Raw genomic sequence first — 16,176 nt, forward strand, 5'->3', positions numbered from 1 at the left:
AATTTGCCTCACAGGTTCTTTGCATGCTGACCGACATATTAATTGACCCTGCACCTTTTTGGTAAAGGTAAACCGCAATCTGGCGTTGGATATTTTAGTTAGGACTGCCCAAAATCAAGCAAGTAGTTGAGCCAACGGCGTAGAGGCGATCATCGACATCATAGATGCGTCCTTCAGCAATTGCCGTTGAGCGGCCTAGATGCACGATGCGTCCCTCGGCGCGTATCGGGCCGACTTTATCGGTCAAGGCGCGTGTATAGCTGATACGTAAGTCGGTGGTGGTATAGCCCTGACCGCGTTGCAGGCGGGTATGAATCGCGCAGCCCATACAGGAGTCGAGCAGTGTCGCGGCATAGCCGCCATGTACGCTGCCCAACGGGTTGTAATGCCGGGCATCGGGCGAGCCCTGAAACAAGAAAAATCCCTCTGCCCATTCAATCGGTACAAAGTCGACCAAGTGCCCGAAAGGCGGGCAGGGTAGTTGCCCTTCGCCAATGCCGTTGAAGAACTCCGCAGGTGACATTTCGCTGACCTGCGCCATGTTCATGCTGCCAGGCGCTGCCAGCTTACTCCGGGCGATTTGTTCGGCATCAAGCCAGCTTGCCAGTTTTTCTTCTCGGGAGATGTTGTCCATCTAGCGGCCCTCTGTGGATGTTGGATAAGTCGATTGCTTTATTAGATTACATGTGTAATCTAATTATGTAAATTATAGTTGTAATATAAAGTTATCCAAGGCTATCTGATCATCAGTCTGAGCCATTGCTTACAGGAAAACTGTCATGCACAGCGCCGTTAAACCTTCGCGCAAGCTTCTCGTATTACTGATGGCGCTCACCGCATTAGGTGAGATCTCCACTCAGTTGATCATTCCCGGCCTCTCGGCAATCGAGTGGGTGATGGCGGCCAAGCCAGGCAGCAGCTTGCTGGCGTTGTCAGTGTTCGTGGCTGCTTTTGGCCTTGGGCAACTGGTGCTGGGCCCGCTGTCTGATCGACTGGGACGACGTCCGATCCTGTTCGCGGGGTTGCTGGTTTATCTGTGTGCGACATTGTGGATGTTGCTGGCCAACAGCATGCTTGAGTTTATTGCTGCCCGCGCTTTACAGGGGCTAGGTGCCTGTTCGGCCCTGGTCATGGCGCGGGCTATCGTGCGTGATGTATGGCAGGCCGAGGCGGGCCCTGCATTGGCCATGACAGTGATAGGCATGCTCTGCGCCATCGTGGTTTCCCCGGCATTAGGTGGCTTGCTGGTGCGTTTGGGTGGTTGGCAGGCTCCTATTCTGATGGCTTTGCTGGTTGCTGGCGCAATTGTCTTTGCCGTGTTGGGCTTTTACCGCGAAAGCAACCGGCAGCTTGATCCTCAGGCAGGAAGGCTGACAAAACTGATTGCTAACTATGTCGATTTGCTCAAGGAACCTTCCTTCCGGGCATTAGCCCTGACATTGGCGTTTACCTACGGTGCGATGTTTGCGGTGATCGCCGGTTCATCAGCCGTTTATATCGGCCTGCTGCACCTGAGCCCCAGTCAGTACGGGATGACCATCAGCGCGATCGTGGCGGCTTTGATTGGTGGCGCGTTGTTTACCCAGCGCAATATCAGCCGGTTGGGACCGGACAAAATCGTCAGTCTTGGCGTCAGTTTGGTTGCGTTGGGTGGGCTGACTACGCTGGCGGTTCATCAGGTCTTTGGATTATCTGTGCTTGGGCTTTCGTTACCACAGGTTTTAGTGACCTTGGGTGGCGGCATGGTGCTGCCCGCAAGCGTCGCGGGAGCGGTGATACCCAATGCTCATAGAGCAGGCTTGGCAGCAGGGTTCATGGGCTTTGCACAGATGGCCGGGGCAACTTTCAGTGGTGTTCTATTGAGCGCTCTGCAAGATGGCAGCGCCTGGGCTATGGTCTTTCTCAATGCCAGCTTCGCATTTATCGCCTGGTCGCTTTTCCACCTGCTGCAACGCCGGCGCCGAGCTGCCGAGGTTGCGGTGCAATGATCTCTAGCTGTGTTTCTTGGATGCCGTTTGACGCCGAGTAACAGCAATCTTGAAGGTAATCGACATGAGTGAAATGTACGACGTGGTGATTGTTGGCGGTGGTCCCGGCGGCTATAACGCAGCCATTCGGGCCGGTCAGTTGGGGCTTAAGGTTGCCTGTGTCGAGGGTCGTGAAACCCTTGGCGGTACATGCCTCAATGTTGGTTGTATGCCATCCAAAGCTTTGCTGCATGCATCTGAACTGTATGAAGCGGCCAGCAGCGGTGAGCTGAATAAGCTGGGTGTTGAGGTGCAACCGACTTTGAATCTGACGCAGATGATGAAACAGAAAGATGCCAGCGTCAGCGCGCTGACCAAGGGGGTCGAGTTTTTGTTTCGCAAGAACAAGGTTGATTGGATCAAGGGCTGGGCCAAACTTGATGGGGTTGGCAAGGTCAGCGTCAGCCATGCAGACGGTAGCCAGAGCCAGTTGCAGGCTCGCGATATCGTTTTGGCCAGCGGCTCGGAGCCAACACCGCTGCCGGGTGTGACGGTCGATAACAAGCGCATCATCGACTCCACCGGCGCCCTTGAACTGCCAGAGGTGCCCAAGCATCTGGTAGTCATCGGTGCTGGAGTGATTGGGCTGGAACTGGGTTCGGTGTGGCGCCGCTTGGGCAGCAAGGTGACTGTGGTTGAGTATCTGGAACGTATCTGCCCCGGACTGGACACAGAAACAGCCACTGCGCTGCAGCGCACCCTGGCGAAACAAGGCGTGAGCTTCAAACTGGGCACCAAGGTTGTAGCTGCGCAAAGCTCGGCCAGCGGTGTTGAGCTCAATATCGAGCCTGCGGCTGGCGGTACGAGTGAAGTCTTGCAGGCTGATTACGTGTTGGTCGCCATTGGCCGGCGGCCCTACACAGAAGGCCTTGGGCTGGAGACCGTTGGCCTAAGCACCGATAAACGCGGCATGCTCGGTAATCAGCAGCAGCGCAGCGAAGTGCCGGGTATCTGGGTTATTGGTGATGTCACCTCGGGGCCGATGCTGGCGCACAAGGCGGAAGAAGAGGCCATTGCATGTATCGAGCGCATTGCGGGTCATGCTGCCGAAGTGAATTACGGGGTGATTCCCAGCGTGATCTACACCAAGCCTGAGGTTGCCAGTGTTGGTAGTAGCGAACAGGCGCTAAAGGAGCAGGGGCGTGCCTATAAAGTCGGCAAGTTTCCATTCGCGGCCAACAGCCGGGCGAAAATAAATCACGAGGCCGAAGGCTTCGTCAAAGTGCTGGCGGACGAGCGTACCGATCAGATTCTCGGTGTACATATCATCGGCCCAAGCGCCGGTGAGCTGATTGCTGAGTATTGTGTGGCGATGGAGTTTTCGGCCAGCGCGGAAGATATTGCGCTGATTTGTCACCCGCACCCAACGCGTTCGGAGGCGTTGCGTCAGGCAGCAATGGATGTTCACGGCTGGGCCATGCAAGCCTAGAAAACTAGATTGGACGTAGTTGACGAAAGCCCGCCAGGTCAAGCCTGGCGGGCTTTTTAGGCTTTACAGACCGAGCGCCTTGGCCAGGCCTGCGCCGTAAGCCGGATCAGCCTTGGTGCAGTTGTCGACGTGGCGTTGCTTGATCTCATTCGGCACGCCGTCCATTGCGCGGGCGGTGTTATCGAACAAGGCTTGCTGTTGCTCCGGGCTCATCAGGCGGAACAGATCACCCGGTTGCTCGTAGTGATCATCATCAACTCGGTGATCCCAGGCCTTGGCGTCACCATCAAGCGGCAGCGCCGGTTCGGCCAATGCTTGATGATCGGCCCATTCGCCTTGGCTATTGGGCCAGTAAGCGATTTTCGAGCCGAGATTGCCATCGGTGCGCATGCTGCCGTCGCGGTGAAAGCTTTGATGCGGGCAGATCGGCGCGTTGACCGGGATGTGGTTGAAGTTGACGCCCAGGCGATAGCGCTGTGCGTCGCCGTAGGAGAACAGACGGGCTTGCAGCATTTTGTCGGGCGAGAAGCCAATGCCGGGCACGATATTGGCGGGCGAGAAGGCCGCTTGTTCAACTTCGGCGAAGTGATTTTCGGCGTTGCGATTAAGCTGCATGACACCGACATCGATCAATGGGTAATCGCCGTGAGGCCAGACTTTGGTCAAGTCGAACGGGTTGTGTTTGTGATGGCGCGCCTGGTCTTCGGTCATGACCTGGATGCGCAACTTCCAGGACGGGAAATCACCGGCTTCAATGCTCTCGTAAAGATCGCGCATGCTGCTTTCACGGTCTTTACCGACCACGGCTTCAGCTTCGGCGTCAGTCAGGTTTTTGATGCCTTGCAGGCACTCGAAGTGGAACTTGACCCAGACCCGCTCATTGGCCGCATTGAGCATGCTGAAGGTGTGGCTGCCGAAACCATGCATATGCCTGAAGTCTTTCGGGATGCCCCGATCGCTCATGACGATGGTTACTTGGTGCAGCGCTTCAGGCAGCAGGGTCCAGAAATCCCAGTTGCTGGTTGCGTTGCGCATGCCGGTGCGCGGGTCACGCTTGACCACGTGATTGAGGTCAGGGAAGCGCATGGGATCGCGGAAGAAGAACACCGGCGTGTTGTTGCCAACCAGATCCCAGTTGCCTTCTTCGGTGTAGAACTTGACGGCGAAACCGCGGATATCACGTTCAGCGTCAGCGGCGCCACGTTCACCGGCAACCGTTGAGAAGCGTAAAAACAACGGGGTTTCTTTACCGACTTTAGAAAACAAAGCCGCGCGTGAATATTGGCTGATGTCGTGGGTCACGGTGAAGGTGCCGTAAGCGCCAGAACCCTTGGCGTGCATGCGTCGTTCCGGGATCACTTCTCGGTCGAAGTGAGCCAGTTTTTCAATCAGCCAGATGTCCTGCAAGAGTGCAGGGCCGCGGGGGCCAGCGGTTTGTGTATTGAGGTTATCGACAACAGGTGCGCCAGTGGCGTGGGTTAGGCTTTTCTCGGTCATGGCTGAGTTCCTAGTTATTGAGTTAGCTCTGCAGTTGAAACGTTTGAATCCGGGCGGCTGACTAAAGGTAGCTTTAGATGATGGTTTGTAGGTTGACTGAGCTTTCAGATTAGTCAGCTTAGTGCATGTCTTCTACTGTCTATTGGTATACGTCATTAACCTAGACTGTCTTTGTTGCTCAACGTTACTTATGGCGTTTTTCAGATCGATTTAATCTGCTTTTCACCGCTATTCCTTCCAATGTAGTCGGCTGCTGTTGGCGCAACTATCGAGGCTTGCTCTGCCGGGATGCCTGCCTGATCTGTAGTGAAATCACTACTAGGTTGTAACGATATGGCGATGTTGCAGTCAGGATATAAATGGTTGCCAACAGTTTGCGCAAAAGGCATGACACTCAGTGGACCGGTGATACGCAAATGGGATTGTCAAGTCGTCCCTCGCATGCTGGTCGGGTATCGATATTATTTGGCATCTACTGAGCCGTGACTCGCAGATGCCAAGCTGTTAGCCTTACTTTTTATAAGTCTATTCGATATTTTTCAGTTGAAACAGCCATAAAGTTAGGGTGTACACCGGTTTGCTCTGTTGGCTCTGTCCTACCTTTAGATTAGTTTTAGTTATTATTCTTAAAGGGTCGCAAGCCTGTATCTCTCTGCATTTTGGGTCCTGATACGCCTGAGTCAAATGGTTGAAAAGACCCATTTTTACTAGCCAAAGATGAGTTTTATCTCTTGGTTGTTTATTGTTAATACGAGGTTGCTATGCATACGCTTTTGATCAATGGAACTGAACAACAGGTCGATGTGCCTGGCGATATGCCACTGCTTTGGGTGCTGCGTGATGTGCTGGGGATGACTGGCACCAAATTTGGATGTGGGATTGCCCAGTGCGGAGTTTGCACTGTGCACCTTGATGGCAATGCCGTGCGTTCATGTGTGCTGCCGGTCAGCGCTGCGATTGGGCACGAGATCAGCACTATTGAGGCTATTGGCGAAACCGAAGTCGGCAAGAAAGTGCAGGCTTCCTGGCTTGAACACGAAGTAGTGCAGTGCGGTTATTGTCAGTCGGGCCAAATAATGTCCGCGGTGGCCTTGCTTGAGAAACAGCCTGACGCGGATGACGCGGCGATCGATACGGCCATGGCAGGTAACCTTTGCCGCTGCGCCACTTACACGCGCATTCGGGCTGCCATTAAAAGTGTTAGCCAGGCTTAAGGAGTAACTTACTTATGGAAAAGCCAAGCTTTAAATCTTCTCGTCGACGCTTTTTGCAGGGCAGCACTCTGGCCATGGGTGGACTGGTCTTAAGCACTTGGCTGCCACCAATGGTGGCGCGCAGCGCTGCGGCAGAAGCTGTAGCCCCAGGCCGTCTCGGCGAAAAGAACCCTGCCGGTTATGGCGCCTACGTGCGGGTTGGGCATGATGGCCGGGTAACAGTGATCTCGCCCAAGATTGAAATGGGTCAAGGCACGCACACTGGTATTGCGATGATGGTGGCCGAAGAGCTTGAGGTGAGCCTTGACCAGGTAGAAGTTGTCGAAGCCCCGCCTAATGAGAAAGTCTATTACGATGCATTATTGGAGTTTCAAGGTACCGGGGGGTCAACTGCAACTCGTGCTACTTGGGAGCCGTTGCGTCAAGCTGGCGCAACTGCGCGAATCCTGTTGATTCAGGCCGCTGCGTTAGGCTGGAAGGTTGCCCCGAGCCAGTGTCACGCTGAAAACGCAGTCGTCTTCGGCCCCAATGGTTTGCGAGCTGGCTACGGTGAACTGGTCGATGCGGCCAGTGCTTTGCCGGTTCCGGTTGCGGCTGATGTGCCACTTAAGAAACCTGATCAGTTCAAAGTTATTGGTAAACCGCTGCAGCGTGTTGATACACCGAACAAGGTCAATGGCAAAGCCAAATTCACTATTGATCTTAGTGTCCCGGACATGCAGATCGCCTCGACACGTACTTGCCCTGTAGGTGGTGGTACCTTGCGCAGTGTTGACGACAGTGCTGCGCGTAAAGTGCTCGGTGTGCGTGATGTGATAAAACTGGACAATGCCGTTGCAGTCACTGCCAGTAATTACTGGGCTTGCCAGCAGGGGCTCAAGGCCCTAGTTATCGAATGGGATCTTGGCCCCCATGCCTCGGTTAATTCTGCAATGCTAGACAAGGCCCTACAAGACGCTAGTAGTCGCGATGGGGTTATTGCCCATAAAGCGGGTGATATCACTGCTAGCTTGAAGGCCGCTAGCAGCCAATTTGAAGCGGTTTACGAGCAACCTTTCTTGTCTCATTCGCCGCTCGAACCTATGACCTGTGTTGCACATGTTCGCCCTGATGCCTGTGAGCTTTGGGTCGGCACTCAGGCGCCAGTGATTGCTCAGCAGGCCGCTGCAAAAGTTGCAGGTTTAGCTCAAGACAAAGTCATTTTGCATAACCAACTGATTGGTGGCGCTTTTGGTCGGCGCTTGGATGTCGACTTTATCGCTCAGGCTGTGGCCATCGCCAAGCAGGTCAGCTATCCGATCAAGTTGATCTGGAGCCGGGAAGAGGACATGACTCATGGCATGTATCGCCCTCATTACGTTGACCGCATGAATGCTGCCTTTGACGGCGATAAGTTGCTGGGCTGGCAACATCGTATTGCCGGTGGATCGGTATTGGCTCGTTATGTTGGCAGTCTACCGGAAAGTGGTGTTGATGCGGACGCCGTAGAAGTGGCGATCGACCCAATATACGCCATGGACAACTTGCAAGTGCATTACATCCGCGAAGAACCGAAAGTCATCCCGGTTGCCTGGTGGCGGGGTGTTGGACCGTTGCGCAGCACTTATGCAATCGAAAGTTTTATCGATGAACTGGCACACAATGCCAAGGCCGATCCTGTTGAGTATCGCCTCAAGCTGATGCGTGACCAGCCTCGTGCACAAGCCGTGTTGAAAATGCTCGCGGAAAAGTCAGATTGGAAAACGCCGCTACCGGCTGGGCAAGGCCGCGGATTATCGGTGAGTGCCGTGTTCGGTAGTTTCGTCGCGACCATGGTTGAGCTGGAGATGCAGGGTGACAAAGGCGTGCGTATCAAGCGCCTGGTCAGTGTTATCGACTGCGGTCTGGTGACCAATCCAACATCGGTCATGGCGCAGATTGAAGGGGGCACATTGTTTGGCCTGTCCGCTGCGTTCTTCAACGAGATTTTGCTAGAGCAAGGCCAGGTTCAACAAACCAACTTCCATAACTATCGCCAGGTGCGCATCAGTGAGGTGCCGGGCGTGGAAGTACATCTGATGCCGAGCCTGGAAGTGCCCGGCGGTGTGGGTGAAGCTGGTACGGCGCTTATTGCACCGGCATTGGTCAATGCTCTGCATGCCGCGTCTAGTGAGCGTGTGCGCCGTTTGCCGTTGACCCGCGCTGGTTACTACATTGTTTAAGGATGAACTCATGAACTATTTGAAAAACATCCTGGTGCTTTTAGGTTTATCTGTTGCAACGGGTAGCGCGACTGCTGCTGGCGTTGATGCGGGATTGATCGAGAAGGGCGCCTACTTGGCCAAGGCAGCAGATTGCGTTGCCTGCCACACCACTGAGAGAGGCAAGCCTTTTGCGGGCGGTGTTGAGTTTGAGCTGCCATTTGGCTCATTGTTTTCGCCAAATATCACGGCGGATGTTGAGACCGGAATTGGTGCCTGGAGCGATGACGATTTTGTCAGCGCTCTGCAAGAAGGAGTGGGGCGTGACGGTAAACACTATTACCCCGCGTTCCCGTATACCTCCTATACCCTGATGCCCAGAGATGAGATTTTGGCGATCAAGGCATACTTATTCAGCTTGCCCAAGGTTAAACAAGCGCCAATTGAAAACACCTTAGCCTTTCCGTTCAATCAACGGTGGGGCATGTTCTTCTGGAATGCGTTGTTTCTCGATAACCAGCGGTATGAGCCGGATGGCAAGCAGTCGGCCGAGTGGAACCGTGGTGCCTATCTGGTCAAAGGCCCCGGTCACTGCGGTGAGTGTCATACGCCACGGACCTTGTTCCAATCGCTTGATTCAGACAAGCAATTGGGAGGGGCGCTGATTCAAGGTTGGCACGCATACAACATTAGCTCTGATCCGCAGTACGGGATTGGCGCCTGGTCGGTTGAAGACCTCACCGGTTACATGGCTAAAGGCTATTCCTCAGGCAACGGCTTTGCTGGCGGACCAATGGCTTCGGTGGTTGAGCACAGCTTGAGCCAACTCACCCCTGAAGATCAAAAAGCCATAGCTCTGTACCTGAAAAGTACGCCTGCGCAAACAACTGGAGTGGCTCGTGCGGTAACCGAGGACCTGAGCGCTAGAGCTGCGGTTGCCGGTGATCTGGGCAGTAAAGTTTTTGCTGAAGCCTGTGCTGCGTGTCACCGTTGGGATGGTGAAGGTAATCAGAGTCCGGTTGCCAAGCTGGCTGGGCTGAAAACAGTTAATGATCCCGCGGCGGCGAATTTGCTAGGTGTTTTGCTCAATGGTCATATGAATCTTAATGCGCCTGTTGATCAACGCATGCCCAACTTTGCCAAGGGCTATAGCGATCAGGAACTGGCTGCCGTGAGCACCTTCGTGCTCAAGCGTTTTGGCCAGAGTGATGGCGTGGTTACACCAGAAGCCGTGGCAGAGCGGCGCAAGGTGCAAAGCCACTGATTGAGCGTGTCCTGTACGTCATTTGCGTGAACCATTAATACCGTCGGGCTTCGACTATCGAGGTCCGACGGTTTTTTTATGGCGATGATTATATCCGTCACAGAGTGAAACCAAGCACCTGCTTGGTGCTATTGTTTGAGTTCCTAAAGTGTTCAGCGAGAGAACAAAAACAATGGCTCTTGAACATCAGCATGTAGTGATTATCGGTGCAGGTTTGTCAGGTATCGGCATGGCCTGCCATCTTGTCCGCGATTGTCCAGACAAGCGCTTCAGCATTATCGAACGGGCTGAAAACATCGGCGGTACCTGGGATCTGTTTCGCTATCCGGGCATTCGATCTGACTCGGATATGTTCAGTTTCGGTTATCAGTTCCGCCCATGGAATGAATTGAAAGTGCTGGCTGGTGGTCCCTCCATCCGTGAGTACATAGGCGAAACGGCTGAGCAATACGGCATCACTCAGCATATTCAGTTTGGCTCTGAAGTGACGGCAGCCGACTGGTCGAGCGCTGAGCAATGCTGGAAACTAACGGTACAGTCAAGCGCCAGTGGCCAGAGCCGGACGATGACCTGTGATTTCCTGATTTCCTGCACCGGCTATTACAACCACCGCAGTGGTTATCTACCCGATTTTCCCGGCATTGAGCAGTTCAACGGCCAGTGCATCCATCCGCAACACTGGCCAGAGCATCTGGACTATGCAGGCAAGAAGGTTGTGGTGATTGGCAGTGGCGCGACCGCGGTCACGCTGGTTCCGGCAATGGCTGAAAGTGCTGCGCATATCACCATGCTGCAGCGTTCCCCGTCATACATCTTTTCGGTGCCGGGGCAAGATAAGTTGAGTGCCGTATTGCGCCGTTTTCTTCCTGATGCCTGGGTTTACAAACTGGCGCGTAAACGCAATATCAACCTGCAACGCTGGATGTTTAAAGCCGCCAAGCGCTGGCCAGATAAAGTGCGCAAACTATTGCTTAATGGTGTGCGTAAACAACTGCCAGATGACTTTGACATGAGGCATTTCAGTCCGAGCTATAACCCTTGGGATGAGCGGCTGTGCGCAGTGCCTGATGGTAATTTATTCAAGGCAATCAGCAGTGGTAAAGCCTCGATAGTCACTGATCAAATTGAAACCTTTACCGAACAGGGGATTCGCCTCAAGTCAGGGCAACAGCTCGATGCCGACATCATTATTACTGCGACAGGTCTGCAGTTGCAGGTGCTCGGCGGTATGGCGTTGAGCATTGACGGTAAGCCGTGTTTGATCAATCAACAGCTGACCTACAAAGGCGTGATGATGGAAGGTGTACCCAATATGGGGTGGATATTCGGCTACACCAACGCATCCTGGACGCTCAAGGCCGATATCGCTGCGCGTTACTTATGCCGCCTGCTCAAGCACATGGATGAGCAACAATACAAAACCGTGCAAGCACAGGATGCTGAAGGCTGCGCGGTGGGTGAGTCGATCATGGGTTCACTGCAGTCCGGGTACGTACAACGCGCCAATGAGGTGCTGCCGCGTCAAGGCTCAAAGCTGCCATGGCGACTGCTAAATGACTACGCTCGCGATTCGCGTATGTTGCTAGAGGAACCGATTGTTGACCGTTATCTGCAGTTTGGTCCGGCCTGTGCAGTGCGTGCGCCTGCTACGGCTGAGGCGCACCTTGGGTAACTGTGGCTTGTCAGTGCAGCGTTGCTTAACGCTGCGCAGCCCAGTAGTCGTGAATCGCCAGCGCTGCTGGTCCAATTGCCGCAACGTTCTGTTGATGTAAGGCGACGTCGAGATCAGCAGGAAGCTCGAAATTGTCCTGTTCAGCGCAAAGTGTGATTGTCTGGAATTTGGCGGTCAGTGGTGCAGGCAGTTCCGGCCAGTTGCCCAGCGAAACGCCGCGCAGGTAACCAAAGCACCATTCCTCTGCCAAGGTTAATGGCTGACCTTGATGCTCAATTTCTTCAAAACGAGGGCTAAACGCCTGCGGTTCCAAAGCCAGTTGGCTTGCCAGTACATTCATGTGACGCACGCTAAGCTCGATAAATTGTTTAGCTTCGTCTGGGTTATCCCAATCAGGATTTTGCCCGCCCCAGATGGCCGGGAACCATTCACTTATATCCACCTGCGTGGGGCTTGAAACCAGCGCGGTGAAAAAGCCATCAAGTTCGGAGCCGTTGAGTACGCTGTTGTCGTCTCCGTACTTGAGCAGAGTGTTCTCGATCAAGTCGAAGTCAGCAGCATTGAGAGGTTGATTTTGCATGGCAGGGTTCCTTCCGGAGTCGATAACAGCAGCATCTTGGGCTGCGTGGAAAATATCCGCTAAGGATGGAGCTCTTGGCTGGCTTTATCCAGTCTCCGCGAGGCTTAATCGTATGAGTTTCAGGATTAATTAAGTTTGTCTGAGTGGTTACATTTCACGGTTTGGCAAATCCTTGGCACCATCTATCCCTTTGCAGTGAACTCAATCCATTCAACTGCTGTCTGTCCTTTGTCGGCCCGCCGGGTGGGTGTGGGGTGTTAGTCATCCAAGGGACTGCTTGGCAGCTTTTACCTTCACCAGCGCGTATTTCTGCACTTTATACTTGGCCGATTTTTTTGCGTGCCCGTTTGCCGGGCTTCTTTTGATTGCCATGCGAAGATATTGCCTCATGTCCCTATTTAGCCATTCCCTTGTTCGTGTCATTCCATTTAAGCGTCATGCACTTAACGCCTGTGTCCTCGGCGGTTTGCTGATCGCCGGTGCTTCGGTGCAGGCCGAGGAGGCTGCAGCAAATGTGCGTTGGGTGAGCGATAGCCTTACTACTTATGTGCGCAGCGGCCCTACAGATGGTTACCGTATTGTCGGTACTTTGGTATCGGGGCAGAAACTTGAGCTGCTGAAAACCCAGGGGGATTACAGTCAAGTGCGCAGTGAAAATGGCGACAGCGTGTGGATCCCAAGTCGCGACCTGCAGAATGTACCGGGCCAGGCTGAGCGCTTGCCGCAGTTGGAAGAAAAGCTGGCTGAGCTGACATCTGAGCTGGCTGGCATTGACGAGACATGGAAAAACCGGGTTCAGGGCATGCAGGAAACCATGGATGCGCGCAAGAAACTGATCGACGAGTTACAGACTGCGCGAACCACGCAAGATACTGCGTTGAGCCAGGCGCGTTCTGAACTGCGCGAAGCCAAGGCGCAGCTCGGCAATGAACAGCAGCAAGTATTGATGCGTTATATGGTTTACGGCGGCGGTATTGCCGGGGCAGGCTTGTTTGCCGGTTTGATCTTGCCAGCTTTGCTGCGTGTTCGGCGCAAGCGTAATGACCAGTGGTTTTAAACTGTGTAGTAAATATCTAGCGTTCAGTTGCGGCAGTTGGTGGACAAAAACGTTGTCCACCCTGAGGGTTAAGACGGTATCTACAAATCAAGCTGAATGTGAAGCGGCAAGCGGCAAGCGGCGGGTAGGGTGCGACAACGCGAAGCTTGTCCACCACTGCTTCACACCAAAGCAGAGCTAACTTTTTCGTGAACCGCCATGCAGTTGGCGGTTACCCCAGCTGCGCAGCGCCCGCTGGGTAATGCTGGCGATCTTTAGTTGTCCGTCCACTTCGCTGAAAACAAACTCATAGGCGCCGCATGAGTGGAAAAAGTCATCGCCGTCTTCACGCGCGGTACTGTCGAATCGCAAGATCAAGTAATTGCAACGGGCGTTGATGCCTGCGGCGTTTTTCGATAGCAACAGGTTGGAAAAGCTGTGGTGTTTGCTCAGGTTGTCCACGGCATTTTGACGGCGTTGCACAAATTCCTGATTGCTCATCCTGCTTGGCTGCTCTCGTCCTGAAGAGGCGTAATCAATATGCAGTTGAGGTGCTAGACAGTCACTCATCTGTTGCCAGTTACGTTCATCGAATGCCAGAAAAAAACGGCTCAAGGTATCGTTTATGGCCATGAATTCGAGTGCGCTTACTGTCGGTATCACTTGGTTTTCCTCGGTTAGGTTTGAGCAAGATAAATTCGCTGTCGCGGATTGATTGGTTATTTTGCGAGCTCAAAACTGCATTGGTTTGATCTGTACTCAGCGAAGTCCCAGGCGTTTGGCGAGCCGGTTAAGGTTGGCACGATCAACTCCGAGTTCGCGTGCGACTTCGGCCCATTTACCCTGATGGCGAGTCAGTGCCTCGCTGATCAAGCTGCTTTGGTAGATATCGATCGACTCTTTTAAGTCTCGTCCACGCACGGTTGAGGCGCCACTATCACTGGCTGAGGCTGCGTTGTTCCGGGTTTGAAAGTCCAGACCTAAGGCCTCTTCATCGATGGTCAGAACGCGCGGCCGCTCAGGTTTCGTCTGCATGGCTTTGAGCGCGGCTCGGCTGACCAAATGTTCGAGTTCGCGCACGTTGCCGGGCCAGGTGTAGGCGAGCAATGCGCGTTGGCTGTCGCTGCTTAAACGCAAGCTGCGCAAGCCGAGGCGTGCGCGATTTTGTTCGAGAAAGTAGCCCGCAAGCAGCAATACATCGCGACCGCGCTCACGTAATGCGGGCACATGCAGTGGATAAACACTGAGGCGATGATAAAGATCGGCGCGAAACCGACCGCTGCGCACTTCTTCAGCCAGGTCGCGGTTGGTTGCCGCAATCAACCGCACATCAACATGGTGCTCGCTGTCGGACCCCACACGCTGTAACTGGCCGCTCTGTAATACGCGCAGCAACTTGGCTTGCATGGCCAGCGGTAACTCGCCGACTTCATCGAGAAATAACGTACCGCCATCGGCTAACTCAAACTTGCCGCTGCGCTCACTCATGGCGCCAGAGAAGGCGCCTTTTACATGGCCAAACAATTCGCTTTCGGCCAAGGTTTCTGGCAAGGCGGCGCAGTTAAGGCTGATTAGCGGTTTGCTGGCTCGCGGCGAGTGCTTGTGAATGGCTTCGGCGACCAACTCTTTACCGACTCCGGTTTCACCGGTAATTAACACACTCAAAGCGCTGTTGGCGACGACGTCGATTTCTTTTCGCAGTTGTCGCAGGCTACTGCTTTGGCCAATGAGTTCTTGGTCGTGCTTGCTCCCTGCAGCGCGTTTGTAGATCTCGGCCAGTTGGCGTTGATCCTCGGCGTTACGGGCGAGAAGATTGATGCGTTCGCCAGCCATCACCGTCGCCGCAGCAAGGCTGGCGAAAGCATCAAGCGTGCTCAGTTCCACCTTGCCAAAACTGGACGGATCAAGTGAGTCCAGCGTGATCAATCCCCAGATCTGTTCCTGCACATACAGCGGACAGCCTAGGCAGTCGTGGACCACCAAATGACCTCGGTGGTTTTCAACTAAACCGTCATAGGGGTCCGGGAGTTCGCAATCGGTAGCAAACCGCATGGGGCCACTGTTCTTCAGCAATGCGTCCAGGCGTGGGTGCTCGTCCACCTTAAACCGTCGCCCCAGCGTGTCCGCGCTCAAGCCGTCAACCGCCAAAGGCACTAACACTTGGCCTTCAAGCTTGAGCAGTGCCACAGCATCGCAAGGCAACAGTTGGCGCAACGCCATAAGCAGGCGTCGGTAGCGTTCATCGTCTGACAAGTCTCGCGAAAGATCAGCGATTAGCGGTATCAGGGCCAGTAGCAAAGGGTTTGTCAAAATGACTCCTTTGGGTCTTTATGACTGCAAGTTGTACGAGTCATAAAGACTAATAAATTAATAAGTCATTGAATTTATTGATTTAATTATTTGGCATGGAAAATGATTATCTATGAGTGAAAGAACATTACCACGCGGCCGCAAAGCCGACCAGTTTGTAATATTGACTCAAGGAAACTCCTGAATGACTCCAGAACAGCGTGCCATCGTTAAATCAACTGTGCCATTGCTAGAAACGGCTGGTGAGGCGCTTACTCGACATTTTTACGCGCTGATGTTCACTGAATATCCGCAGGTGCGTTCTTTGTTCAATCAGACGCATCAAGCCAGTGGTGATCAGCAACGTGCGTTGGCTAATGGCGTGTTGATGTATGCCAAGCATATTGATCGTCTGGAGGCGTTAGGCCCGCTAGTCGGCCAGATTGTCAGTAAACATGTGTCGTTGAATATCTTGCCGGAACACTACCCAATCGTTGGCACCTGTTTGCTGCGGGCAATTCGTGAAGTCCTGGGTGAAGAGATCGCCACTGACCCAGTGATTGAAGCCTGGGCGCTGGCCTACGGCCAACTGGCAGACATTCTGATTGCCGCTGAAGAGAGCGCCTACAAAACTAATGAGCAAGCGGCAGGTGGTTGGCGTGGGCGCCGTACCTTCAAGGTTGCGCAGAAGATCGTTGAGAGCGATGAAATCACTTCGTTTTACCTGACGCCAGTCGATGGCAAGGCGGTGCTGGCGCATCAGCCTGGCCAATATATCTGCCTTGTTGTAACGCTTAACGGTGAAGAAGTACGACGTAATTATTCATTGTCTGCACTGAGTAATGGTCAGACTTATCGAATTAGTGTCAAGCGCGAGCCGCAGGGCTTGGTCTCCAATCATTTGCATGACAATTTAGCCGTGAATGATGAGATTGAACTGTTTGCACCGGCCGGTGCAAACAGTTCAATCTCATCATTCACGGCTAAA

At 53.7% G+C, this 16,176-nt stretch carries 13 protein-coding genes; 8 read left to right on the top strand and 5 right to left on the bottom strand.

All coding sequences use genetic code 11. The features are described 5' to 3' along the window. Positions 1 to 94: 94 nt before the first annotated feature. A complete protein-coding gene (locus ACN0UH_RS16500) occupies positions 95 to 634 on the bottom strand; it encodes a PaaI family thioesterase (RefSeq protein ID WP_417663073.1) in 540 nt (179 codons plus the stop codon). 145 nt (positions 635 to 779) lie between these two features. Here ACN0UH_RS16500 and ACN0UH_RS16505 point away from each other — a divergent pair, with 145 nt between their 5' ends. Both ACN0UH_RS16505 and lpdA read left to right on the top strand, forming a co-directional pair. Next, positions 780 to 1,988 carry an MFS transporter gene (locus tag ACN0UH_RS16505; RefSeq protein ID WP_417663074.1) on the top strand — a complete coding sequence of 403 codons (1,209 nt, stop codon included), beginning with the start codon at positions 780 to 782 and terminating at the stop codon, positions 1,986 to 1,988. 64 nt (positions 1,989 to 2,052) lie between these two features. Next, positions 2,053 to 3,456, top strand: a complete 1,404-nt coding sequence (gene lpdA, locus ACN0UH_RS16510; RefSeq protein WP_417663075.1) for a dihydrolipoyl dehydrogenase — start codon at positions 2,053 to 2,055, stop codon at positions 3,454 to 3,456. Between the two features lie 63 nt (positions 3,457 to 3,519). Here lpdA and ACN0UH_RS16515 read toward each other — a convergent pair whose 3' ends face one another. Further along, positions 3,520 to 4,953 carry a catalase gene (locus tag ACN0UH_RS16515; RefSeq protein ID WP_417663076.1) on the bottom strand — a complete coding sequence of 478 codons (1,434 nt, stop codon included), beginning with the start codon at positions 4,951 to 4,953 and terminating at the stop codon, positions 3,520 to 3,522. 761 nt (positions 4,954 to 5,714) lie between these two features. Between ACN0UH_RS16515 and ACN0UH_RS16520 the strand changes: the two genes are divergently transcribed. The 4 genes from ACN0UH_RS16520 to ACN0UH_RS16535 all read left to right on the top strand — a co-directional run bounded on the left by ACN0UH_RS16520 (position 5,715) and on the right by ACN0UH_RS16535 (position 11,283). Next, a complete protein-coding gene (locus tag ACN0UH_RS16520; RefSeq protein ID WP_417663077.1) occupies positions 5,715 to 6,167 on the top strand; it encodes a (2Fe-2S)-binding protein in 453 nt (150 codons plus the stop codon). A gap of 14 nt (positions 6,168 to 6,181) precedes the next feature. After that, on the top strand, positions 6,182 to 8,368 hold the full coding sequence (locus tag ACN0UH_RS16525; RefSeq protein WP_417663078.1) for a molybdopterin cofactor-binding domain-containing protein: 2,187 nt from the start codon (positions 6,182 to 6,184) through the stop codon (positions 8,366 to 8,368). 10 nt (positions 8,369 to 8,378) lie between these two features. Beyond that, positions 8,379 to 9,611, top strand: coding sequence for a c-type cytochrome (locus ACN0UH_RS16530; protein WP_417663079.1), 1,233 nt, complete (start codon positions 8,379 to 8,381; stop codon positions 9,609 to 9,611). Positions 9,612 to 9,783: 172 nt separating this feature from the next. Then, positions 9,784 to 11,283: a flavin-containing monooxygenase gene (locus ACN0UH_RS16535; protein ID WP_417663080.1), complete on the top strand. Its 1,500-nt coding sequence runs from the start codon at positions 9,784 to 9,786 to the stop codon at positions 11,281 to 11,283. A 25-nt stretch (positions 11,284 to 11,308) separates the two neighbouring features. Here the strand turns inward: ACN0UH_RS16535 and ACN0UH_RS16540 are convergent, their stop codons facing one another. Then, positions 11,309 to 11,863 carry a UPF0149 family protein gene (locus tag ACN0UH_RS16540; protein ID WP_417663081.1) on the bottom strand — a complete coding sequence of 185 codons (555 nt, stop codon included), beginning with the start codon at positions 11,861 to 11,863 and terminating at the stop codon, positions 11,309 to 11,311. Between the two features lie 388 nt (positions 11,864 to 12,251). Here ACN0UH_RS16540 and ACN0UH_RS16545 point away from each other — a divergent pair, with 388 nt between their 5' ends. After that, positions 12,252 to 12,920: a TIGR04211 family SH3 domain-containing protein gene (locus ACN0UH_RS16545; protein WP_417663082.1), complete on the top strand. Its 669-nt coding sequence runs from the start codon at positions 12,252 to 12,254 to the stop codon at positions 12,918 to 12,920. Between the two features lie 177 nt (positions 12,921 to 13,097). Here the strand turns inward: ACN0UH_RS16545 and ACN0UH_RS16550 are convergent, their stop codons facing one another. Both ACN0UH_RS16550 and norR read right to left on the bottom strand, forming a co-directional pair. Further along, positions 13,098 to 13,562 (bottom strand): nuclear transport factor 2 family protein, encoded by a 465-nt coding sequence (locus ACN0UH_RS16550; protein WP_417663083.1) that lies wholly within the window; start codon positions 13,560 to 13,562, stop codon positions 13,098 to 13,100. A gap of 96 nt (positions 13,563 to 13,658) precedes the next feature. Further along, positions 13,659 to 15,212, bottom strand: coding sequence for a nitric oxide reductase transcriptional regulator NorR (gene norR / locus ACN0UH_RS16555; protein ID WP_417663092.1), 1,554 nt, complete (start codon positions 15,210 to 15,212; stop codon positions 13,659 to 13,661). A 181-nt stretch (positions 15,213 to 15,393) separates the two neighbouring features. Here norR and ACN0UH_RS16560 point away from each other — a divergent pair. Beyond that, positions 15,394 to 16,176 (top strand): globin domain-containing protein (locus tag ACN0UH_RS16560; protein ID WP_417663084.1); only part of this gene is annotated, 783 nt, incomplete at its 3' end.

This window comes from Pseudomonas sp. (assembly GCF_048265905.1).
Taxonomy (GTDB): domain Bacteria; phylum Pseudomonadota; class Gammaproteobacteria; order Pseudomonadales; family Pseudomonadaceae; genus Aquipseudomonas.